Origin of the sequence: Oscillibacter sp. (genome assembly GCF_031978065.1) — a bacterium.
Classification (GTDB): domain Bacteria; phylum Bacillota; class Clostridia; order Oscillospirales; family Oscillospiraceae; genus Oscillibacter.
In genome coordinates this window covers 1-23,529 of sequence record NZ_DALZCH010000030.1, presented here as the reverse complement: position 1 = coordinate 23,529, position 23,529 = coordinate 1, and the positions used below count along the sequence as shown (strand labels likewise).

The window sequence follows — 23,529 nt, the reverse complement described above, 5'->3', positions numbered from 1 at the left end:
AAACACGCTAACCCTCCGGTCTGCCAGGCAAACCGGAGGGTTGATCTTATTTGTTAGATAAATTTGCAAATTTTGCCCAGCGGCCCACCGGATGAATTTAGTGGGAGCTGTATCGCAGCACGGTACATTTAATACGGTTAATCCACAAGCTGTGTCAGCGTGTTTTTATCAAGGTCCAGCCTGTAATAAGACGGAGGATTCGGCCTTGCATCCTCCTCCTGCTTCAACTGAACGCATGTATATAAAATGTAGCCGTCCTGATAGTTCGCGGTGACGGAGGTACTGCCGTTAATTTCGTGATATATGTCCAGATTCGCATTATACACCTGAAACGCGTCGGTACTGCACACCTTTGTTATCTGGGAACCGTCCAGCTTTACCTTGTCAATTTCGTCCAGATTGGGAAGATAATATACCCACGCCTCCGCCACGCAGGCCGCTGCTGCCACGTCTTTCACAAGCACCTTCGCTTCGGAGCCGTCTTTTTTCTGAATGCAAAGCTGATGCGCATCGTCAATATACGCTGTCCACTCACTCTGGTCGGACGAAGCTTCGGCCCCGGTCTGCGAGGCGGAGGATACATCTTCTTCCCCGCCGAAGCTGCTCTCCCCTCCGCCAGAAGCGGCCTGAGAACTTGCCCCGCTCTCTCCATCCGGCGCGTTACAGCCTGTCATTAAAATCAGCATTGTCAAAAGACATGCAAAGACGCTTATCTTTACTTTCATAATAAATACACTCCCTGCATATTCCATCCTACACCCCGGGGCAGGGTTGTGCAACCCTCCGAAAAAAGCGAGGGGCCAAACAATATGACGCTTTTGACCCACAGTAAATGCATTGGAACGCGTGCAGGCGGTAAGTCGGCTGCTCCAGCCTCTAATAAATGGCGATTGGCCCGTAAGGGCCGTCAGTGATGTTGATTTGTGTTTCAAAAATATCCGTCAGAAGTTCTGCGTTCATAATTTCCGCCACCGTTCCAAACGCAGCAATTTTTCCATTCTTCATCGCGCAAATTCTGTCTGAATACTTGGCCGCAAAATTGATATCATGCATCACCGTCAAAATCGTTCTTCCAAATTCATCGGCGGCATGTCTCAAATGCTTCATCATTTGAACGGAACGCGCCACGTCAAGATTGTTGAGCGGCTCATCCAGAAGCACATATTCCGTTTCCTGACACAAAACCATTGCCACATAGGCTCTTTGCCTTTGACCGCCGGAAAGCTCATCCAAATACCTGTTTTCTAAATCCGACAGATCTAAAAAGTCAATATATTTGGAAATAATCAGCTCGTCCTCCTTTGTCAGCCTGCCTTTGGAATACGGAAACCGTCCAAACCCGGCAAGCTGCCGAACAGTCAGTCTTGTTACAAAATGGTTTTCCTGCCGTAAAATCGTCAGGATTTTTGCAAGGTCTTCCGACTTGGCCTTTGAAACGTCCATCGACGCCACCTTAATTTGGCCCTCGTCCATATCCAGAAGTCGTCCAATCATTAAAAGCGCCGTGGATTTCCCCGCGCCATTGGGGCCGATTAAGGAGGTCAGCCCGGCTTTGGGTATCTGAATATTCAGAGGCCCTATTTTCACCTCGTCCGTATACGCTTTTCCAGCATTGAGAATATTGATCATAGGGTTCCCTTCCTTAACAGTACAATGAGAAACGCGATTCCCCCAAACAGTTCGATAATAACGGAGACGACCCCCTGTGCTCTAAACACATGATACATAAAAAAGTACGACCCCGTTAATATGAGAAAACCAATTGCAAGCGACATTGGAAACACATATCTGTGATCATAGGTCGGGGCCGCCTGATACGTCATGGTGGCAACCAAAAATCCGTAAAAGGTTAATGACCCCACCAAAGAGGTTGAAACCGACATCAGAACAGAAACCAATATCAGCGTATAGATTACGCCAAATTGATGATTCACGCCCAGAGAGGTGCTGGCACTCCTGCCCAAAGACAATACATTCAGTCTTTTGGAATAAGCAAGGATCAGCAATGCGGTCATGCCCACCATTGGAATCGCAATGGGAAAGTAAGCGGCGTCTGCGTTATTGACAGAGCCAAACAGCTTTGCCTGCAAAACGTCAAATTCAGACGGCGCCAAAAGCCTTCTCATAAAAGAGGATACCGCCTTCAGTCCGGTTCCCATAATGACCCCCACCAGCAGCATCAACTGCAAATTTCCATATTTCCCGGAAAGCAGCCAGCCGTAAAGCACCAGACACATCAAAACCATTGCGGCAACCTGAAACAGAAAAGGTCCCACACCGGTGAATTTCAGGAATGCACCGGCGCCGAAAAAGAACATCGTGCCGGTATGGATTGTCGAGTATAAGGCTTCAAACCCCAAAAGAGAGGGAGTTATCATCCGATTATTGGTGCTTGACTGAAAAGCAACCGTCGCCAGACTTTGGCACACAGACGCAATCGCCATGGCAGTAAGCGCCACCATTCTTCTTTTCACCACCGGGATAAAGGAAGGGGACCCCACCGGAACGGGGTTGTTATAAACCAACAGTCCGTAGGAAGCAAGTGCACCCAGAGCAATCAGTGCTATCAGCAAAATCCAATATCGTCTCTCTTCCCTTTGGGAGCGAAATGCTCTGGCTGACCTGCTTTTATAATCCGTTTGGGTTTGGTCCGTGTTCTGTTGAGTGCGATCTATATAGTTCCTCATCTTTGCTTCCTCTGCTTTAATAAGATCACAATAAATACAACCGCGCCCACAGTTCCGAGTATCAGGGAAACAGGGACCTCAAACGGCATGATGATGGTTCGGGAAATGATATCGCAAAGCGTGACGACGCCCATTCCCAATACGCACACCCACGGCAGGTTGCTCTTGAGGTCATCGCCCCGATACATCGAAACAATGTTGGGTACAATCAGTCCCAAAAAGGGTAGGTTTCCAATCACAGCAGCAACAATCCCAACGGCGGCAGAAATCAGACACGTGCCCAAAATGACAATCCGGTTATAATTTACGCCAAGGCTTGTTGCCACATCCTCCCCCAAGCCAGCCAACGTCAGCCGGTCCGCATAGATAAAAATGATGATGTTTACAATTACAATCAGCCATAAATATTCGTACCGGCCAATCTGCACAGAAGCAAAAGAACCCACAAACCACATTTCAATGCTCTGGGTCATTTGGAATACAAGGCCGATAAACGTAGAAATCGCGGAAATAACCGCGCCAAGCATCATTCCGATAATGGGAACGATGAGGGAGGAGCGCAGTTTCACTCTTCTTAAAAAGAGAAAGAAAATCATTGTGCCAATAAACGAAAAAAGAATTGCCCCTGTCATCCTTAACATCAAAGTCGGCGCAGGAGCCACCAAATAGACAAACACAAGCCCCAGCCCCGCCCATTCAATGGCGCCTGTTGTCGTCGGCTCAACCAGGCGGTTTTGCGTAATCAGTTGTGTCACCAGTCCCGACATGGACATGGCCGCCCCGGTCAGCATCAGCGCCGCCGTCCGCGGAACACGGGTGATGAAAAACATATTCCATCCGTCCGCCTGCCCCTGTATGTCGTAAACTCCCGTAAACAGGGACACAGCGCCTAACGCAAACACAGCACACACCGCGAATACAAAGGGCTTTGACCATCGTTTGCTGCGGCGAAAAGGGTGGGGCTGAGAAATCTCAGCCCCTGTAATTCTATGTATCTTGCGTTTCAACATTTTGAAATACACCCTTTATGCTATTTGGAAAAAGCACTTGCAATGTTTTCAAACAGCTCCAGATAAGTCTGTATAGATTCGTTTGTGTAAGTGTCACTCGGTGCGTAGATCATCTGACCCTTTGAGACTGCCGTTGTGTTTCTCAGGGCAGGAGATTGATCAATCACATCCTTGGCAGGCACGTTCTCCTCTTCGGAAGAGATCGCCGCATCACGGTCCAATACCATCAACCAATCGGGGTTGCTTTGCGCAATCGCTTCCACGGAAATATCATCTCCCTTATGGTCGGAAGAGGAGCCGTCCACTTCCAATGCCGAAGTCCAGCCAAAAATATCATACATAGGGCCCCAAACGCGCCCGGAAAGAGGCGCTGCAAAGCCAATATCTCCACCCGAAACCACGACGCTCATAATTTTGTCCGTTCCGTTATAGGCAGCTTTGGCATCCTGAATGGCCTGATCAAAATCGGCGTTCAGCTTTTGGGCCTCTTCATTTTTATCAAAAATCATTCCCAAAGCAATTGTGGAATTTTTAAGGCCGTCCACCAGCGTCGCTCCAGATTTTCCAGCCTCCTCTGAAAGCTCAAAGTTGAGGTTGATCACAGCCGCATCAGGCACCAGCGCCTTGATGTCTTCATAATAACTGGCAAATCTCTGTCCGACAATCACAAGCTCCGGGTTAACCGCGGCAATGATCTCAAGGTTCGGCTCGGGGTGATCTCCGATATCCTGGACAGCAGAATCCTGATAATAGGGAGAATCCGCAGGCATAACGCCCTTCGGAACCGCTGCCAGTTCAATTCCCCAATCAGACAGGGTTTCAAACGTCCGATTGTCCAAGGACACCACATTCTTTGGATTGACAGGCCGGTTTCCTGCTGGCGGCTCATTCCCCGGGCGCTTGCTTGAACCGCGAGGGATGCTCATTTTTGTAATTATCTCCCCATGCATGCATTGCATCCAGAACAGGCATTAAGCTATATCCAAGCTCCGAAAGGGTATATTCCACCCTCGGCGGGACCTCTGCATAAGCCTTGCGGGAAAGCAGCCCCTCCTGCTCCATCTCGCGAAGGTTGGCCGTTAAAACCTTCTGAGAAACCGCGCCGATGGCACAGCGCAGCTCCCCAAAGCGCTTTGTTCCATCCATTAGATCCCGAAGAATCAGGACCTTCCATTTATTCCCGATCAGCGTAATTGTAAGCTCCACCGGGCAAGCCGGAAGCTGTTCACACATCTCTTTCATCCCCTTCAATAGTATCCTTTTGAAACCAGATAACCAAACGGTTCCTACTTTACATTTTGCACTAATGTGAATTATAATGGAAAAAACAAAAGGAATCAAGTTTTTTTAAGGAGGAACATCATGAAAATTATGATTATCGGTGCTTCGGGTAAGCAAGGCAGACAGCTTTTGGCAGAGGCGCAAAGAAGAAACCACGAGGTAACGGCAGTTGTCAGAGATAAGAACAAGCTGTCCGACACCAATTGCGAGGTTCTTGAAAAGGACCTGTTTGAATTGACCTATGATGACGTAAAGGAACAAGATGTCATCATCAGCGCCTTTGGCACATGGACGCCGGAGACCCATATTCTGCATAAAGATTCCGCAGTATTTTTAGCGAATCTGTTAAGCGGCAAGAGCAATCGCTTGCTGTTTGTCGGCGGAGCCGGCAGCCTGTACACCGATGAAGCCCACACGCAAAGGCTGATGGACGCCCCGGATTTTCCGGAATCTTATTATCCCACAGCTTCTAACATGGCCCTTGGACTTGATGAAATCAAGAAGCGCGACGATGTGAACTGGACATATCTCAGCCCTTCTGCCGATTTTGACGCAGAGGGTGTGCGAACCGGAAACTACCGGGTCGGCGGCGAAGTCGTCCTGTTCAACGCAAAGGGCGACAGCTATATCAGCTATGCAGATTTCGCCGTGGCAATGCTTGATGAAGCCGAGCAGGGAAAGCATATCAAGAAAAGATTTACGGTGGTTTCCGAGTAAAAAGGCATGAATACTCCAACCCTCCTCTGAAAAAATTTGCGCGGCCCTTCAGCTATAAAGGCCTTGACATTAAAATTTGAGTGTGCTAAGATATTCAACATTCATCGGAGGACTATCTGTGCGAATGAGAAACGGCACAGATTCAACGCCGGACAAGATGACTAACTTCGTTAGTTTCTTGTCCGGCGCTTTTGTTTTGGAACAATCCGGTGAGATTATGTAAAAGGCAGTCCGTTTGTATTGGAAGGTATGCCCTCACAGGTCGCAGCGACCTCTGCAAATTGACCTCGAAAAGAAAGAAGGAACACCCAATGAAATTGATGCTCCGTTTTATAAAACCCCATTGGAAGCTATGCGCAGTTACGATGCTGATGCTGATTATAGACGTTACCGGCGGCTTGTATATCCCGACGCTGGCCGCGGAAATGATGAATCAGGGCGTTTTGGGCAGCTCCTTTGAAACGCTGCTGAACACAGGAATGAAAATGGCCATCGGCTCTTTTGTCGCCGGGCTGTGCGCTGTGATCGGCGGCTACACCTGCGCAACGCTGACCGCCAGAATCGGCAAGGACATGCGGGTGGCACTTTACGAAAGCTCGCTGAAGCTGTCCGTTCATGAATTCCGCCAATTCGGCACGGCTTCTATCACCACGCGCACTGTTTCAGACATCACCAATATTCAGACCGCCTTCATCAGCTTTATGCAGATGGTGGTGCCGGTCCCCGTGATTTGCGTGATTGCTTTGGTGCTCTCCTTCCGGCTGGACACACAAATCGGTATCGTTTTGCTCATCGCGGTGTTCATCATTCTCTTATTGGCTTCTTTCATCATCAACAGCGCTTCTCCCCTGTTTAAGCGTCTGCAAAAGCTGCTGGATTCCATGAGCACCGTTTTGCTTGAAAATATTACGGGCGTGCGCGTGATTCGCGCGTTTAACAATGAGCTTAGAGAGCAGGAGCGGCTGAATGTCTCCTTTGCAACCTATGCTGATACCTCCATCAAAGCAAACCGCAAGTTTGCAAATCTGGACGGGTTATCGTTCTTCTGCATCAACTTTGTCATTATTACGGTGTTCTGGCTCAGCGGAGGAAGAATTGCCGCAGGACATTTTCAGATCGGAGATATTACCGCAGTCATCGAATACGCCTATCTGATTTTGTTCTTTATTATGATGGCGCAAATGGTCATCTTAACGCTTCCGCGCGCGTTGGAATGCTGCAATCGCATTCAGAATGTGCTGGACTATTCACCGGAAATCTCCGACCCCGCGTCTGCGCAGCCGGGCAGCGCCGAACGCAGCCGAAGTGATGTGCTGGTCTTCCAAAACGTATCGTTCCAATTCCCAGACGCGGAAAAGGATACGTTAAGCAATTTAAGCTTCACATGCCGCCGGGGCGAGACAACGGCGATCATCGGCGGAACCGGCAGCGGAAAATCCACCATCGCTTCTATGATTTTGCGGTTTCACGATGTAACGGAGGGCGCAATTTTTCTCAACGGCCATGATATCCGGCAAATGCGGCAAGAGGATTTGCGCAATCAATTGGCTTACGTCCAGCAAAAAGCAATTCTTTTTTCAGGAACGATTGCTGAAAACCTTCGTTACGGTAAGCCTGATGCAACAGAGGAGGAACTGCTGCACGCCGTCAGGGTTTCACAGCTTGACGGACTGATCCGGTCTTTGCCTGATGGGTTAAATTCCTTTGTCGCTCAAGGAGGTACGAACTTCTCCGGCGGACAGCGGCAGCGCCTTTCCATTGCGCGGGCACTGGTGAAAAAGCCGGAGCTTTATCTCTTCGACGACAGCTTCTCCGCTCTGGATTTTAAAACCGATGCCGCCCTGCGCAAGGCCCTGACGCCGGAGACAAAGGACGCGGCCGTATTGATCATCGCCCAGCGCGTCAGCTCCATCCGCCACGCACAGCAGATTATCGTATTGAACGAAGGGACCATCGTCGGCATCGGAACCCATGACCAATTGATTAGTAACTGCCCGGTTTACCTTGAAATTTATGAATCTCAAACCAAGGAGGTGCAGGACGCATGACCAAGCACCAAGATAAAGCCAAATCCTCAGACTTATCCGGTTCAGATAGCGAGGCCTTGAAAGACACCGGAAGCACCTTGCTGCGCCTTGTGCGCAGACTGAAGGGGCAGCGCGTCCGCCTTTCCGTGATTATGGCCTCTATCCTGATTTACACCGTCTTGACAATTGGGGCCCCGCTTTACAGCGCACAGGTTGTCGACATGCTGTGGAGCAGCATTCAGGCAGCCACGGAGCAAGGCCTTCCGTTCACCATCACTTGGAACAATATGGGGTCTGCGCTGACCCGCCTCACCGTTATGTACGTGGGTATCTGGCTTTTTTACTATCTCCAGTCCTACCTGATGGCGGTCGTGGCCGAAACCCTGACCCTAACCCTTCGCAAGCAAATCAGCCGCAAGCTGAGTCATTTGCCACTGCGCTTTTATGATCAAAACAAGGCGGGGGAAATTCTAAGCCGGGTGACAAGCGACCTGGATAAGGTATCCGAAACCTTGCAGACCGGTCTTTTGAAGCTGATTGTTGCAATTGGCACCGTCACCGGATCGCTGGTGGTGATGTTTTATTTCAGTATCCCGCTGACCTGTATTTTCCTTGCAAGCGTTTTGCTCAGCCTGCTTGTCACCAGAGCGGCGGCAACCCAGAACCTGAAGTACGCCTCCCTCCGGCAGGAGTCCATCGGGGAGCTTACCGGCCTCGTGGAGGAGTATTATACAGGAAGAAACGTCATCAAGGCCTATAACCATGAGCAGGAGAGTTTGAATCAGGTTGCGCTCGTCGCAGAAAAAAACCGCAGCGTTTCCCAAAAGGCGGATTTCCTGACACATTGTATCAACCCGGTCATCCGGCTGCTGACCCGCCTTTCACATGTGGTCATCGCCGTGATTGCAGGCGGGGCCATTCTCAATGGAACCATGTCGGTCGGCGTGGTGCAGGCGTTTTTTCAATACGTGAATCAGACGGCGGAGCCCTTGACAGAGGGTGCCTTCATGATCAATTCCCTTCAGTCCGCGCTGGCCTCCGTCAAACGCACCTTTGACTTTCTGGACAGTCTGGAGGAACGCCCGGATCCCTTGCACCCCGCCATTCTGGAGCACGCAGACGGATTGGTTTCTTTTGAGCATGTCAGCTTTGGTTACGAGAAAAACCAGCCATTAATGAAGGACATCAGCTTCCGTGCACGGCCCGGACAAAAAATTGCCATTGTCGGGAGTACCGGTGCCGGAAAAACTACCCTTGTCAACCTGCTTATGCGGTTTTATGAGGTGAATGACGGAAACATCATGGTGAACGGCGTTGCTGCCGCCGAAATGACGCGCCGCGGTCTGCGCCGGAACTTTGGCATGGTCTTGCAGGACACATGGCTGTTTGGCGGCACAATTGCGGAAAACATTGCTTACGGAAAGCCGCAGGCTACAAGAGAAGAAATTGTGGCTGCGGCAAAGGCGGCGAAAATAGATTATCTGATTCGCACCATGCCCAAAGGGTATGATACGGTTCTGGACAACGACGCGGCCAACCTTTCCATTGGGCAGCGGCAGCTTCTGACCATTGCCCGCGTGTTTTTATGTGATCCGCCCATTTTGATTTTGGATGAGGCCACCTCCAGCGTTGATACACGGACAGAGATGGAGATTGGCCGGGCAATGAAAAAACTGATGCAGGGACGCACCAGCTTTGTCATCGCGCACCGCCTTTCCACCATCCGGGATGCCGACAACATTTTGTATATGGAAAACGGCAACATTATCGAGCAGGGCAATCATCACGAGCTGTTGAAGCAAAAAGGCTCCTATGCAAGTTTATATGACAGTCAATTTGCCTGAGCCTGCGGGCAAAATTATGGCAGCGCCATACATACAAAACGCCGGAAGAATGACGGGCGCTTGTTTTGCCTGCATCCGCATGATAAAATAAGCAAAACCTGTATGACTTATGAAGGATAAGGCTGATATGGACGAAAGAATAAAGAAAACAATTTTGAGCTTGCAGCGAAACAACATGGCCGGGTACTTTGTTCAGGACCGGGAGGAATTGCTTTTGCTGCTTGCAAAATTGATTCAGCCGGGCGAAACGGTTGGGTGCGGAGATTCCGCAACCTTGGAGGAAACAGGCGTCTTTGATTTCATCCGAAACGGAAGGTACACCTTTTACGACAAGCACAAAAGCGACTTAACCCGGGAGGAAAAGCGCGCTATTTATCTTCGGAACTTTGACGCCGACACCTTCCTGACCGGCACCAACGCCGTTACGGTTGATGGGAAGCTGTTCAACATTGACGGAAACGGAAGCCGTGTGGCGCCTATGCTGTACGGCCCGAAACAGGTCATCGTTGTTGTCGGCATCAATAAACTTACAGACAGCACACAGGATGCGATTGACCGCACACGGCAGGTTGCCGCTCCCATGGATGCGAAACGGCTTTGTAAGGATACGCCCTGCACAAAGCTTGGACGGTGCATTGATTGCAGGCACCCCCAAAGAATCTGCAACGATTTCGTCCTGATTGCAGGCCAATTTGTAAAAGACAGAATCAAAGTGATCATTGTCAATCAGGCATTGGGATATTGATATATCTGTTGACTGAAACATTGAAAACACCGGAAATCAAGGATTTTGGACTCCAAAATCTCCTTGATTTCCGGTGTTTTATTGTTCATGCCACTCTTTTTCCACGCTGAGACAAGCGTATTTTCCTCGCCCCTTTACGGAATCTCCACGGAGTTAGAAATTCAAGGAACCTCATGAACCGCAAGCAATATCTAAAAATTGTCAGCTACGGAGAAAAAAGGGTCTGCACCGCATTTTACGCCATCAACGTGATCTTGCTTTCAAAGTTCCGCTTGTCCTCATTCCAGTGAAACTCCGCCTTGCCACCATACTTCCCGGCGATAGTTTCTATCGACAGCAGCCCATATCCGGTTCGCCCGCCGCTCTTGGAAGAGAGAAACCGCCCGCCAAGCTGCCGGATATTCCCGGCGGTGTTCCACACATGGATATGCAGCGTATCTGCGGAGGTGCGGATCACCGCAACCCAAATCGCTCTTTGACCGCTTTGCATCCGCTGGCATGCCTCCACAGCATTCTCCATGAGGTTGGCGTACAGGCAGCACAAATCGGAATCGGTCATGCCGGTATGGCCGGGGTTTGCCGCGGCGTTCAGATCACAGCGAATATCCAACAGAATATGGTTCTGCCGTGCCACCGTCTGATAATGGCAGGTCAGCGTGTTGATCACGTCGATGGGGCAATACTCCGGCAGTTCCCCCTCCGTGGAGGCGGCTCGGTATTCTTTGATGTATTCCTCCAGCCTGTCGTATTGGTGACTGCTTACATACTGATCTATGAGGGTAAGATGATGGCGCAAATCGTGGCGCATGGTTTTGACCTGCGTCATTTCCTGTCTGAGCACCTCTAAATGGGAGAGCTGGCTTTGGTACAGCCGCTCCATACTGCCTGCCCGCTCGCCCATCACAGCGCTTTCCCGATACCGGGCGGCCACCTCCTGTCCGGTCACCGCACCGATGCAGAGCACAAGGGTGAAGCTTGCAAGCTCGATAAACCAGCCCGTGAGAATAGGTTCATGCACTGGCAGCAGCCGGTCCGCAAGGAGAGCGCAGACGAAAATTACCACGCCGTAAAGCAGGGGCGTAATCCGCGCCGCGCCCGTTCGGATGGCATACCAGACTGCGGCGGCGATCACTCCGGCCGTCATCCATTCATAAGCCGAAATCAGCCACGAATAGGCCATCAGCAGGTTCAGATTGCCGAACGGCAGCAGCAAATGTACCAGCACAGAGGCCGCGCACATCAGTCCTCCGAAGCCCACAAAGGGAAGCCCCCACTTTTTTGGCAGACCGCTTACCCCCACTGCCACCAGTATCGTAACACCGAGCATGGCACAGAAGGAAACATTCTCAACGGCATAGTGGAGCCGCCCGAAGGTAAACAGGGTTCCGGTAATCGGATAGCTTACATAGCCCACAAAGAACAGGCACAGAAGTCCGAATAGCAGCGCCAGCGAACTTTTGCGGCCCAGCAAGCCCACCATCACCGACAGCAGGCCGATGGTGAGCGCCACGCCGCACACGATGCTTCTAAACACAAGCCTTGTGCTCAGAAGCCCGGACACGGCCTCCGGCTGACCAAAAGCGGGAGGGTACACCATACCGCCGTACAGATGGGAGTAATCGGACGCCGCAACCAACAGTTCAATGCTGCCGCCCGCTTCAATGCTGACGGTGCGGTTGCCGGTTTCCGCCCGGTATCCCTCCCGTTCCGGCTCTCCCATCTGCATGACCTGTTCGCCGTTGATGTAGAGACGGTATGCGGAAAAGATTTCGGGCAGCTCCAGCAGATAGGTGTCCGTCTGCTCCGGCAGCCTGATCGTCAGCCGGTAGCTGGCGCTACCGCGAGGAGAGCCGCCGTTCCATGCTTCAAAGCCGCCGAAGCGCCCGATGAACAGATACTGATCCGGGACAGGCGGGGTATCGTCAAAGTCTGCGGGCGTAAGCAGCCGATTTGCATAATATTCCCAGCCGTCCACCAAGAAAAGAACAGGATGATGTGTAAGCGCTTCCCTGTCCAGTGTGAGAATGCCGTCCCTTGCCTTGGGGCCTGCCGCCGTGTATTTATTGTCGTATTGGTAAACTGTCAGAAAAACAGCGGCGGCCAGTGCAAAAGTCATCACTACTTTCAGCGCCAACCGGATGCGCCAGCCGTTGGACTTGTAATTTTCCACGCCGTTACCTCCCGTGTCTGAAAAACCGGAGAACCAGCAGTGCACCGGAACACAAGATCGCTGCGCCAAGGAAGAAAACCGTCAGTGCTTTTGCCGAAAGTCCCGGCTCCGGCGCGGACTGCTCCGGGTCAAAGGAACTTTCAGCGTCCCCAATGGCAGGCGCTTCTTCCTCCTTTGCCGGGACGGTATCCTGCTCAGTCTCTATGGGTACGGGTTGTGTTTGCAGGGCTTCGGTCTGCTCTTCAGCCGGAACCGGTTGCGCGGGAACTGTCGCTGTCGGATTTCCCTCAGAAACAGTCTCCGTCTCCGTATCCAGAGGCACCGTGTCGATGGGAAGAACCGTGTCGGTATGTGCACCCGATTCGCCGCTTATCAAGCCGCTGACTTCCGCAGCACTTTCGTCGTGATCGTTTGACGCTTCATTAATTTTCGGCGGGTTGTCATTGCCGCCGTCAGACTGACCGCCATCGCCGCCATCCGATTCCTCACCACTTCCCGGTACATTCCCATTGCCGCTGCTGGGAGGATTCACGCCGCCCCGGTCCGTTCCCGTGCGGTCGCCGCCGTTTCCGCCGATAAAGACGCCATCCCTTTCATCCAAGATGGCAATGTTGGATTCGCCCACGCCCATAATCTCAAGCTGAAACCACATGGAATGCGCCAGTGTGTCATAGGTGAAATTCACAGAGCTGCCATCCCACAGGATATCCTGCACGTGCGTGGCATCCTGCCACGTTTCGCCCTCGTCGTCCGAGCGCCACAGGATCACGTCTTCCTCCATAGGATCGTAGTCCTCCCAGAAATTCAAAACCGCGTATCGGGCGCCGGTTTCCATTTCCCGCACGGCGATTCGGCTGATGCAGGGCAGGGCAGGGTCCCGCACCTCCACCGTCAGCGTAATGGGCACATCATCAAATATCCCAAGGCCGTACAGATCCGGGTCGACGGCACCGTGCAGCAGCGTTGTTCCTAAATTCCCGGTGTCAATTTCGTAATTTTCATCCCAGTAAACGGGAAACGGCCGTGAAACTACGCCGCCTTGTTCATCTATGAGAAAAACGTTTGGTTTGTTCAGCATTTCAATGGTGCCAAAAAGGCTGCCATATTGCTCCAGCGGCAGATACAGCCGCGAGAAGGACTCCTCCATGGCGCGGCGGCTGACGCTTTGCACCCCCGAGGGTGCGGGAGACACGGCGCAGGAATCCAGCGACAGATCGTTTCCCGTTGCCGCAACCGCACCGTCACCCTTGGCAGTCAGCTTGCAATAGAAAAGGTCGGCTCCGTTTGGCGCGTATACCGCCGCGCTGTTTTCACCGGAAACCTCCACCTTATAGCACCATGCCTCCATGGGAACATCCATCCAAAGTCCGACGGCCCCCTCTCCATAGGAGCGAAGCACGCCCTGCCAGAGCAGGCTGTCCATGCCAAAGTCTTTGTCATCGGCATTTGATATCCGCAGCGCCGTGCCGCCCCGGCCATCCCGGCCGGTGGCCGTCACATTCATTTGCAACAGGGTACTGTTCCAACTGGGTGCATAAGGATAGCCGCCGTCTCCCCGCTGTACGTCCACCACCGGTACATTGACGCCCTCGCCGGTAATGAAAACATTGTAGGTTGGCAGCATACCGCCGTGAAACACAAGGCCAAACATGCCGGTATCAATCGTAATTTCTCCGACGATTCCGTATATCCCCATATCCCGCGTGATGGTCACATGGTCGGACAGAGATACCGTTCCGCCCGTTTCCTGATGCTGTTCTATCCATTCCGCCAGCATCTCTTCGCTGTTGGCGGTCCCGCTTTCCTCCGGTACGTCAGGTGATTCCAGCGCAGCATTGCTCTGGCTCCGAAGAAAATTGTGGGGTTCTTTCGGTTCCTCCTGACTTTTCTGGTCCGGTTCCTGTTCGGCAGGCGCTTCCGGCTCGGTGGGCTTCTCCGGTTCTGCTTCCCGCTCGATAGGGTTCTCCACTCCCGGATCGGCGGGGAAATGCGTCTCTCTTGAATCCTGCTCACTGTACTGGTCAGAAGACTGCAAAGCAGGCTCCTCAGTTGGAATCGCAAGGGCATAAACGCTCTGGCAAAGCATCAGGCAAACCGCCAACGCCACTTGCAAGGCCCGTCCTTTCCACCCGCTCATGACGGCGCCTCAAACAGACGGTCGGAAAGAAAATCGGCATAGGCGTCCCGCAGCTCGGCCCGCCCCCGCTGACGCAGTGGGACAAGGCTGCCGTCCCGCATCCGAAAATCATCCTGCCCGATGGCCTCCACATGGTTCAGATTTACGATATAGGAACGGTGGCAGCGCAGAAACGTACCCGTTACCATTTTTTCCAATTCATCGAGGGGCAAAGAGGCTTTGATCGTTCCTGCGGACGTATGTATAAAAATCTCTTTCCCGTACACCTCCATAAACTGAATTTTATTGAGCGGAATTTTTTGTTTCATGCGATTGGACACCACCTCAATAAACCGGCCATTTTTCAGAAAAACATCTCGGCATCTGGTAAAGGCACGGTCAATCTCCCCGCGCTTGATGGGCTTCACCACATAGTCGTTTGTACCAAGAGAAAACGAGTCTAAGGCGTGATCTCTACTCGTGGTAATAAACACCAACGAAAAATCGCAGTCTGTCTCTCGGAGCCTTTGGGCAGTTTCCAGTCCGTTCATGCCGCCCATGTAAATATCCAAAAATACAGCATCAAAGGGACAGGCTGCAAAAGCCTTTTCAAGCGCTTCCCCGCTGGAAAAGGTATAAAGCTCCCCGGCAAAACCGTTTTTCTCAAAGTGCTCGCGCAGCAACGCACAAATCAACTCTGCATCGTGAACACTGTCGTCGCAAATAGCAACTCTCATCCCCTCACCTACCGATAATTATTTTTTTAATTATATCATTTTTCTAAAACAGAGACAAGATTTTTAAAAAAGGTGTAATTCGCGCGTTTTAACCTTCGTTCAGGCCGTATCTATATAAAGGCGTTGCAAAAATTGCTACACTGTATACTGCGAAAGCAGCAAAAAAGCAGAGTGCTTTCGTGTCTTGGCCCTGAATAGCACGAACGAACCTTCGGAGAAGTCATCTACGGGGAGGTCCGTGCGCAAATGAGAAACGATGTGCAGGAGGAGAATGGTATGAAAGCCGGAAAACGCTTGATAAGCTTATTATTGCTTATCGCAATCATTTTTACAGGTATTCCTACATATGCATTCGCGCAGGAAGCGAATGTACCCGATTCGAGCACCCAAATTTCTGAAAAAGTCTCAGCCCAATTGCCCTTTGCCGATGTTAATGCGGACGATTGGTTCTATGACGCCGTTAAATATGCCTACGAAAACGGCATATTCAGCGGTACTGGTGCGGATTCCTTCAACCCGAACGGCGGGATGACCCGCGCCATGTTCGTCACCGCGCTGGGCCGTTTCGCGGGAATTGACCCGGCCAAGCATTCCGGTGCCACCATGTTTAAGGATGTTGTTGCCAGCGCCTATTACGCGCCCTATGTGGCATGGGCGGCAGAAAAGGAAATTACCCTCGGAACCACGAATCAGTATTTTGATATATACGGCCTTGTCACCCGCCAGCAAATGGCAGTATTCGCAGAAAGATTCTTTAAGGCATACTCCATTTCCTATCCCGAAGGCACCGACAATCAAAAAACCCCCTCCGACCTGTCCACTGTTTCGCCCTTTGCAAGAGACGCCGTGCTCAGCCTCTATCGGGCCGGTGTCTTTCAGGGAGATGCAAACGGAAACTTTAATCCGAAATCAACGGCAACCCGCGCGGCAGCGGCAGCGGTGCTGAAACGCATTGATACCAACCTGGACTGCCGAGGCATTGCAAGCCAGGAGAAGGAGAAAGAAAAGGAAGTCGCGCCGAAGCCGTCCGGCGGCGGGGGTTCCAGCTCAGGCGCGTCTTCATACAGCATCAGCTTTTATACAGATGGCGGAAAAGCGCTTAATCCGATTACGGTTTCCAGAGGGCAAGCTGCCGGAAACCTGCCAATTCCAATCAAAGCGAACTCCGTGTTTGCAGGCTGGTACACAGACGCCGCCCTCTCAAACAGCTTTAATGAAAACACCGCGGTCACGGGCAATTTGACGCTCTATGCAAAATACATCGCCGTAGACATCAACTACATGAACAACAGAGTGGAAATTGCCTCCGCCTACCAGATCGCCGAGGAAACCCCGGTTCAACCCAATTTCTCAATCAGATTAAACGCGTCAAATGCCGGGTTAACGGCTGAGGACGTGCGGAATCTGCTTCAATTTGCCTGTACCGCCGGTGTGGATGACCGTGGCATCACCGTCACAGGGCAACGTGGCTCCTACGAGGTGTCCATGGACGGCGGCTTCAAGCCCGGCGCCAGCTATACGCTGACGCTGCCCAGCAACGGGCTTAGCTTCGCGGGTAAGGACGAAACGGCCAGAGAATATTCCTTCCGCATTTACAGGGAAGAAAGCGATGATCTGGCCTTTAACGATGGAATCATCTATATTCCCGCCGACAAAATCAGCAATATTCTCTGCAACGGTGCACCGGCCGATTCCCTTTCCGCCGCTGTGTACAGCATCTCTGAGACAGGTGCTGAATCCAGCGATATTTCAGGGTCCTTTATCTACGGTGGAAACGAAACCTTGACTTCCGGCAATGTGCTCTGCATATACAACGGCCTAAGTCCGGAACTGGCGAATACCGCCGCCCGTGACTCGCTGTACGACGACATTGCCTACGTCAAAGTCACATCTGTAAGCGGCACGACAATATCCTACGAAAGCGCGGAAGCGGAAGATGTGCTGTTTATCTCTAAGACGGTTGCCATCCCAAAAAGCAGCATCTCTGATTCTTTTGAAATAAACCATGATGTTTTCTCCTTCCGGATCAATCACCTTACCGTCGATTATACTTGGTCCATCGGCAGCGACAGCCCCGTTCCCGGAACAATCGCCGAGGGCGACACCATCGCGCTTTATGACGCGGCCTCGCTTATGCAGGCAACGCCGGAGGACATCACCTTGGGTACGGTGACTGGGATTTCAAAAGACAGCGCTATTTATACCATCACCTGCGCCACCACTTCGCTGGAGCAGTTGCAGCAGGGAATGAACTATTATCAGAATATTCCAATCAAGGCGCAGGACCTTATAGACAGGGGTTCCGTTGATACCAATATGCTTCGGAGCGAACTCCGGCAGCAGACGCTGCGAAGCGGAATCATTGACGAACTGGCCGGACAATATGCCCTCACGGTCCTTGAGGGAGATTTGCTGGCCGATCAGGTGGAAAACCTGCAAGGCATGACGGTTCTGATGAGCGACGGCACGCAGGCTTCCGCCCGGCAGCTTCAGAATATTCTCTACTCAGAAAGCGGCGAGGGTAATAAAGATGATGAAAAGGTGGAGGTCGGAGACGTTTCTGTAATTGTCACTGTCAAACCCGACGGAGGTGTGCTGGGCAACGGCGCGCTGGTGGCTGAGGTGGAAGTTGGCTTTGATGTGACCATTAAAACGCAGGAGGAAGATTCCATCAAGCTGTCCTTCAGTATCACCTTCATTCAGGAAATCGGCCTGTCCGTGGCGGCGGACGCCGGAATTGAGTGGGGATGGACATGGTGCGTTCCCTATCCTCAGGAGTGCTGGGTCAATGCCTCCCTGGACGTAAAAACCCGGAGCGCCGTGGTGCTGAAAGCTACGTTGGCGACAAAGTCCGGCGACAGCGACAATACCATTGATATCTCCGACAAGATTAAGGAAGCCATCGGCGGCAATGAGGAAAGCAGCGCTCTTGAAAACGTCTCTGGCATCTACGCATATTATCAGAAGTTCATGGAGAATGACTTGGACTACATCCAAATCATTAAGAAGAGCCTGTTTCAGGTCAACATCTCTCTTGCATGGGGTCTTGTTCAGATTACGGTGGAGCCATATTTTGTGGTTAGCGCCGCGGCAAACGCCGCAGTTACCTGCACACTTTCTTATCAGGAGGGCACAAGATACAGCTTTACCGCGCGTATGAGCACCGCCACTCTAACCTTCAACAAAACCCCCATTCTGGACAAGCGCTTTGACTTTTCCCTCTATCTGGTGGGAAAGCTGGGGCTGAGGGTTGGTATCGAACTGGAGCTGAAAGCCGGGTTGATCTCCACCAAGCTTAACAGCATGGGGATCTCCGCTCAAACCGGCTTATACATTGAGTGGTGCGGCTTCTTCAGCTATGAATACAGCCGCAATTTTTCCCAAGGTACTTCGACGTCGGTTGCGCAGGGAGCGATGTATGCCGAGCTTGGCGTTTACCTTGAAATCGGGGCAAGTTTTCAGGCAGGAAATGGCAAATGGCAAAAGAACTTCGGCCTCCTAAGCGAGACCTTCCCCCTGCTGACCACCAACAGCAGAGACTATGTATACGACTTCTCCTATGAACTGCACGAGGCTGAAAAGCTTATTATCAATGACACTAAAAACAGATTGCCGGACTATGCGTTTAAAATGATTACGCTGGATCTCAGCTCCGGTGAATCGACACTGGCGGATTATGACGCGAGCCGTTTCAGCATCGCGTTTACGAATCCTGCGTTTTCACTGAGCAATGGAAGAATCGAGGTGGACACGGACGAGAATTATCTGGAGGCGAATATGATTCTCACATGGAAAGGCTCGCCTCTTGCGTTTACCTCCGTACCCATCAAACGCAGCTTCCGCGTTATTTACAACGACAGCGAGAACCCCGTGGAAAAGGGCCTGCTGACGGTGAAGGTAAACAATAAGCCGGTTTGGAGCCAGCGCGTCAACTTCGGGACGCCGTTGGAAGATGCTCTTCCCACGCAGGGTCAAGTTCTCAAGTTGATTGGCTATTCTGATTATGATAAAACCGTTGACAAGGGAACCCCCTCCGCGACAACAGTCAACCTCCGTTACGACGGCGTAGGCGGCTATAAAGGACTATATTCCGGCGTGGTTGACGGCTCCCGCGAATTTGACTATGAGCTGCCCCTGAGAGAATACACCGTCACGGTGGAAGACATTCAGCAGAAAAACGGGAGTACCCTTCCTCGAAACTTTACCGCCGTATACGGCGAGAGCTTCGATTTCAGCGTCCTTGACTCCACCGGTACGGAAATACCGGGAACGACCCACACAAAATTCTTCAATGTGGAAACCCGGAAAAATAGCGTGGCGGAGGGACAGCCGCTCTCCGGCCCCGTGCTTGACGCCCTTGCTCTTCAAATTCTGAGCAGCCAAAACTACACTTATCACGCCACCTATGTCGATAATTCCGCCAAGGTGATCTATCGGTTCCAGACCTTGGTCGGCTCAATTGAAGGCCGGACCGAACTCCTAAAAAGAAATACATCCCCCACGTTTGATTACCGGACGTATGTGGAAGGTCAAGTTGTGAACGTTCCGGGGCATGACGACCACTATGCCGTATACAGTGTCAGCGGTGATACTGCCGCGCCTGTCACCGGAGAGCGCGTCATCAATATTGCCTGCGCGCCGCAGGACGGCTATGAGCTGACCCTCTTCTGCAACGGCGGAATTTATGTCAGCTATACTCCGCCCACAGCCTATACGGTAGAAGGGACCGACCTGCCGGCCTATGGCGAAATTGAGAAAAAGAATCATGAATTTGCGGGGTGGTATGAAAGCAGCGACTTCAGCGGAAATCCGGTTGCAACCGTCAGCGGGAATCTGGGTTCGAAAACCTATTACGCCCTGTGGGTCGATCCGGAGTATACCATTCAGTTTAACAGCGCGGGCGGCACAGGTACAATGGATGAAGTCCCCGCAACCTTCGGAGACGAAGTCACCGTGCCCGAGTGCGGCTTTACGTACGAGAGCTACAGAGCGGAAGTTTATCGTAACATTACGGGAGAAGTAGTGGAGGATCTATTTTTGGGCTGGAACACAATGCCCGACGGCACAGGGATAGCTTACACTGTCGGTGATACGATCACCGTTCCAGCGGGTGTGAGCAAAAACGGCACTCTGACCCTATATGCCCAGTGGAACGATATTAAAGTCGCCTATACCCCAGACGATCCGGACGCGCCGACCTACTCCGGAGAATTACCTTTTGGCACCGCGTTAAAATACAGTGAGCAATATCCGGGCACTATCACCCTGATGGACAATAGCTTTTATGGTATTAACATCGCAAGGCCAATCATCGTGCCAGACGGGGTAACGATCACGAGCGGTGGTGGGACCATATCTACATATGCTGATGCCGGCACGCTCTTTATAATCGAAGAGGGAAGCTCGGTAACGCTCCGTGACTTTATGTTCTCTCAATATGCTGTCGGGTACCTCCAAATAGACGCGTTCATTGACAACAGCGGCGAGCTGACACTGGCTAACGTTAATACATATGCAGCGGACTGTGACAACTTTATCAGAAATCATTCAACAGGTCGCATGGTCATAAAGAATGCATTTTTGCAACAAGCCTCCGTTGCGAGCGGGAACATTGCTATTATCAACAGCGGAATTATGATTATGGATCAGGTGAAATTTTCGAATGTCAACGGTGAAGGGGCATATGCAATCAAAAACCAGGGCAAGCTGGTACTCAACGATGTACAATACGACGAGGGATACAAAAAGCCCGGACTCATATATAACGACTCCGGGGAGGTTTATATACTTAATACATCCCTGTATGCGAATCAGTGCGAAATGGCAGCCGTTACTAATAACGCGGGGCGGCTCTACGTCATTAATTCTCTCATCGGAGGTAACATTGATACTCAATTCTTCACTGTTCCGGGAGAGTATAGCACTATAAAAATCGCTAATGACAATGAAGAAACCTATCTTTATAACTCGATATTCGGTTTTATAGACGAGACGAACCTGAGTTGGCTGACAGCACGAGACACCGCGACTCTTCCGGACGCAGAAATCAACGCAATCAGCGTAACGTGGGGAGAGCTTGGCCCTCAAGATGGGGCGTTTAAAGCCCTTGCCGCCACGGTTCATCTGGACTATTCCGATCTGGACAACATCAAAATCGGCTTTAGCTACAACGGAGTATTTACCTCCATTCTAAATGGTGCGACAGAAGAGACACCAGTGGTAGGCACCTATTACGGAGGAGATACCAGAGACTTGAGCGACAATAGAGTTGGAGCCGAATATCTGGAGATTCAGCAGGATTGATCGGCAAATAGAAATCAGAACGGCGTTAGAAAATGCGGCCCGTTAGCCCGCAAACAGCACAAAGAGCCCGTAAATGCGCAGACGGACAGGATTTACCATTGAGGACAGCTTGCCCCGTATGCAGGATGGAGGGGAACCAACTCGGTTCCCCTCCATTCGCGCCAAATTGAATCAGTCGCCCATAGTTCTATAAAGGAATGTGACTGCCTGAGCCCTGGTGCAAAGATCGCCGGGCACAAACTGGCCGTTGCTGCGGCCGGAGGCAATGCCCTGATTCATTGCCCAAGTCACCGCCTGCGCATAGTAGGCATCAGCGCTCACATCTGAGAAGCCAGCGCCGGAAGCCGCCGGACTTCCCTCCGCACGCCACAGGAACGTCACCACCTGCGCACGATTGCTTACCGCATTCGGGGCGAACGTGGTCGCACTGAAGCCGCTGGTAATGCCTTTTTCTACCGCCCATAGGACCGCATGGTAGTAACAGGCGTCTTCGTTGACATCCGTAAACGGATTTTGTGTGGTGGTGGGTACGGGAGAGCCGCTTGCCCGCCACAAGAATGTGACGATCTGCGCACGGGTGCAGCTCTGGCCCGGAGCAAAGGTCGTTGCAGAGTTCCCGGCGGTAATCCCCTGCTCCACCGCCCACTGCACCGCATCGTAGTAGTATGTGGTACTCGCAACATCGGTGAAGGCCGCCGCTGTGCGGTAGCCCACCATGTACTTGGAAAAATGTGGCGTGACAAATGTCACCATACCGGACGTGCCGTCGTAGGAGGTCTCGCACGCTGTCAGGCTGCCGTTGTCAGCCAGATAGTAGACCGTCAGCGTCGCAGCCGTTTCACCGTCCTTCAGAGTATACGGAATGCTTACGGACGCAGCCCCGCCGCCCAAATCATGAATTTCGGCGGCACTGCCGCTGGCGATGGAGATGTCAAACACCTTGCTGCCGCCCGTCGCCTTTTGCTGATCCGTGTTCAAATCGGAAATTGTCACAGGCTTCACGGAGATGGTCACGTCTGTCCCGGCCTGACGGGCAACTGCCATCAGCGCATTCCTGTCCAGAGTCACCTGCGCAACACCGGAAGTAATCGTCAGCGCCGCATCCTTGTGGCCGGCGAGCGTTTCCAGTGCGTCTGCTGGAATTGTAACAGACAGGCTGTCGGCTTTGGGCGGAGTGTTTACCGCCACCTTCACCGCAGGCGCGGTGGAATTCTTTTGGGCCGCCGCCAAAGCACTGTTCACCGCACTGGTAACTGTTGCACTGCTTACCGTGACGTTGGCCGTTGTACCGGAGACGGTGGGCGTCACAGTTGCAGTGCTGGTGGTCGTATTTCCGCTGGTGACCGTATTCACGGCAGGGGATCCGCTGCCCGAAGAATCGCCAGAGGAACCGCCGCCGCCGGAACTGCCGCCGCTTGAAGCTTTTGTGGTGGCTGCGGAAAGCGTAAGTCTGTCGCTTTGACCCACGGGACTAATTGCATTGATCGTAATAGTGTATTCGGTTTGCTCGGAGAGCGCGTCAAAGGTGGCGGAGGTTGCCGCTGCTTCCGGCGTCAGCGTTTTCAGCAGCGTCTTGCCCTGATAGAGCAAAACGATGTAGCAATCGGGCATCGGCCGGTTGTCCGTGTTTTCGGGTACCGTCCATCGAACTTCCAAACCGGTTGGCCCGGATTGAACCGTTATCTGGGGCGCCTTGGGCACCTCCAGTTGGGCCTTGAGAGAGCCAAACTTCTGATCCGCGGTGATCGTCACCGTGGTGCCAATCAGCTTACCCGAGGCAATGCCGGAAATCGACTGCGTGTCCGTTCCTGTGCTCCAAGCATAGTGATATTGCGTGCCTTCTTCTCCGCCCTTCACCTGTGCCGTCATCACATAGGTGCCATCTTCGGATT

The 23,529-nt window shown here is 52.1% G+C and carries 15 protein-coding genes; 5 read left to right on the top strand and 10 right to left on the bottom strand.

Features of this window, described 5'->3' with window-relative positions; all coding sequences use genetic code 11:
- Positions 1–137: 137 nt before the first annotated feature.
- The 6 genes from RTK01_RS06420 to RTK01_RS06395 form a co-directional block, all read right to left on the bottom strand.
- The gene (locus RTK01_RS06420; protein WP_312280180.1) at positions 138–725 is read right to left on the bottom strand and encodes a DUF5050 domain-containing protein; all 588 of its coding nucleotides are present in this window, start codon (positions 723–725) and stop codon (positions 138–140) included.
- A 151-nt stretch (positions 726–876) separates the two neighbouring features.
- Positions 877–1,629 carry an ATP-binding cassette domain-containing protein gene (locus RTK01_RS06415; RefSeq protein WP_312280179.1) on the bottom strand — a complete coding sequence of 251 codons (753 nt, stop codon included), beginning with the start codon at positions 1,627–1,629 and terminating at the stop codon, positions 877–879.
- Entirely contained in the window at positions 1,626–2,573 is a 948-nt protein-coding gene (locus RTK01_RS06410) for an iron chelate uptake ABC transporter family permease subunit (protein WP_312280178.1), read from the bottom strand. Before RTK01_RS06410 ends, RTK01_RS06415 begins: the two co-directional genes overlap by 4 nt.
- A 110-nt stretch (positions 2,574–2,683) precedes the next feature.
- On the bottom strand, positions 2,684–3,697 hold the full coding sequence (locus tag RTK01_RS06405; protein WP_312280177.1) for an iron chelate uptake ABC transporter family permease subunit: 1,014 nt from the start codon (positions 3,695–3,697) through the stop codon (positions 2,684–2,686).
- A 20-nt stretch (positions 3,698–3,717) separates the two neighbouring features.
- Complete coding sequence (locus RTK01_RS06400) at positions 3,718–4,536, bottom strand: ABC transporter substrate-binding protein (RefSeq protein WP_312280176.1); 819 nt, start codon at positions 4,534–4,536, stop codon at positions 3,718–3,720.
- Between the two features lie 46 nt (positions 4,537–4,582).
- A complete protein-coding gene (locus tag RTK01_RS06395) occupies positions 4,583–4,930 on the bottom strand; it encodes a helix-turn-helix domain-containing protein (protein ID WP_312280175.1) in 348 nt (115 codons plus the stop codon).
- Positions 4,931–5,059: 129 nt separating this feature from the next.
- Between RTK01_RS06395 and RTK01_RS06390 the strand changes: the two genes are divergently transcribed.
- The 4 genes from RTK01_RS06390 (at position 5,060) to RTK01_RS06375 (ending at position 10,311) form a co-directional block, all read left to right on the top strand.
- Positions 5,060–5,695 carry an NAD(P)-dependent oxidoreductase gene (locus RTK01_RS06390; protein ID WP_312280174.1) on the top strand — a complete coding sequence of 212 codons (636 nt, stop codon included), beginning with the start codon at positions 5,060–5,062 and terminating at the stop codon, positions 5,693–5,695.
- 311 nt (positions 5,696–6,006) lie between these two features.
- Positions 6,007–7,743 carry an ABC transporter ATP-binding protein gene (locus RTK01_RS06385; protein ID WP_312280173.1) on the top strand — a complete coding sequence of 579 codons (1,737 nt, stop codon included), beginning with the start codon at positions 6,007–6,009 and terminating at the stop codon, positions 7,741–7,743.
- Entirely contained in the window at positions 7,740–9,566 is a 1,827-nt protein-coding gene (locus RTK01_RS06380; protein ID WP_312280172.1) for an ABC transporter ATP-binding protein, read from the top strand. The genes RTK01_RS06385 and RTK01_RS06380 overlap by 4 nt, the downstream gene beginning before the upstream one ends.
- A gap of 127 nt (positions 9,567–9,693) precedes the next feature.
- Positions 9,694–10,311 carry a lactate utilization protein gene (locus RTK01_RS06375; protein ID WP_312280171.1) on the top strand — a complete coding sequence of 206 codons (618 nt, stop codon included), beginning with the start codon at positions 9,694–9,696 and terminating at the stop codon, positions 10,309–10,311.
- 235 nt (positions 10,312–10,546) lie between these two features.
- Here RTK01_RS06375 and RTK01_RS06370 read toward each other — a convergent pair whose 3' ends face one another.
- From RTK01_RS06370 to RTK01_RS06360, 3 genes are read right to left on the bottom strand one after another with little or no spacing between them, the layout of a single operon-like run.
- A complete protein-coding gene (locus tag RTK01_RS06370) occupies positions 10,547–12,481 on the bottom strand; it encodes a GHKL domain-containing protein (protein ID WP_312280170.1) in 1,935 nt (644 codons plus the stop codon).
- A 4-nt stretch (positions 12,482–12,485) separates the two neighbouring features.
- The gene (locus tag RTK01_RS06365; RefSeq protein ID WP_312280169.1) at positions 12,486–14,618 is read right to left on the bottom strand and encodes a hypothetical protein; all 2,133 of its coding nucleotides are present in this window, start codon (positions 14,616–14,618) and stop codon (positions 12,486–12,488) included.
- Positions 14,615–15,334 carry a LytTR family DNA-binding domain-containing protein gene (locus tag RTK01_RS06360; RefSeq protein ID WP_312280168.1) on the bottom strand — a complete coding sequence of 240 codons (720 nt, stop codon included), beginning with the start codon at positions 15,332–15,334 and terminating at the stop codon, positions 14,615–14,617. Before RTK01_RS06360 ends, RTK01_RS06365 begins: the two co-directional genes overlap by 4 nt.
- Positions 15,335–15,748: 414 nt before the next feature.
- On the opposite strand from RTK01_RS06360, the gene RTK01_RS06355 reads away from it, so the two are divergent.
- Positions 15,749–21,637 (top strand): S-layer homology domain-containing protein, encoded by a 5,889-nt coding sequence (locus tag RTK01_RS06355; protein ID WP_312280167.1) that lies wholly within the window; start codon positions 15,749–15,751, stop codon positions 21,635–21,637.
- A 171-nt stretch (positions 21,638–21,808) separates the two neighbouring features.
- Here RTK01_RS06355 and RTK01_RS06350 read toward each other — a convergent pair.
- Positions 21,809–23,529: S-layer homology domain-containing protein (locus RTK01_RS06350; RefSeq protein ID WP_312280166.1), on the bottom strand; the 1,721-nt coding region annotated here is incomplete at its 5' end.

Excerpts from the sequence above, each read along its gene's own strand:
- RTK01_RS06420 (WP_312280180.1), bottom strand. The coding sequence starts at position 725 with ATGAAAGTAAAGATAAGCGTCTTTGCATGTCTTTTGACAATGCTGATT.
- RTK01_RS06415 (WP_312280179.1), bottom strand. The coding sequence starts at position 1,629 with ATGATCAATATTCTCAATGCTGGAAAAGCGTATACGGACGAGGTGAAA.
- RTK01_RS06405 (WP_312280177.1), bottom strand. The coding sequence starts at position 3,697 with ATGTTGAAACGCAAGATACATAGAATTACAGGGGCTGAGATTTCTCAG.
- RTK01_RS06395 (WP_312280175.1), bottom strand. The coding sequence starts at position 4,930 with ATGTGTGAACAGCTTCCGGCTTGCCCGGTGGAGCTTACAATTACGCTG.
- RTK01_RS06390 (WP_312280174.1), top strand. The coding sequence starts at position 5,060 with ATGAAAATTATGATTATCGGTGCTTCGGGTAAGCAAGGCAGACAGCTT.
- RTK01_RS06385 (WP_312280173.1), top strand. The coding sequence starts at position 6,007 with ATGAAATTGATGCTCCGTTTTATAAAACCCCATTGGAAGCTATGCGCA.
- RTK01_RS06380 (WP_312280172.1), top strand. The coding sequence starts at position 7,740 with ATGACCAAGCACCAAGATAAAGCCAAATCCTCAGACTTATCCGGTTCA.
- RTK01_RS06375 (WP_312280171.1), top strand. The coding sequence starts at position 9,694 with ATGGACGAAAGAATAAAGAAAACAATTTTGAGCTTGCAGCGAAACAAC.
- RTK01_RS06365 (WP_312280169.1), bottom strand. The coding sequence starts at position 14,618 with ATGAGCGGGTGGAAAGGACGGGCCTTGCAAGTGGCGTTGGCGGTTTGC.
- RTK01_RS06360 (WP_312280168.1), bottom strand. The coding sequence starts at position 15,334 with ATGAGAGTTGCTATTTGCGACGACAGTGTTCACGATGCAGAGTTGATT.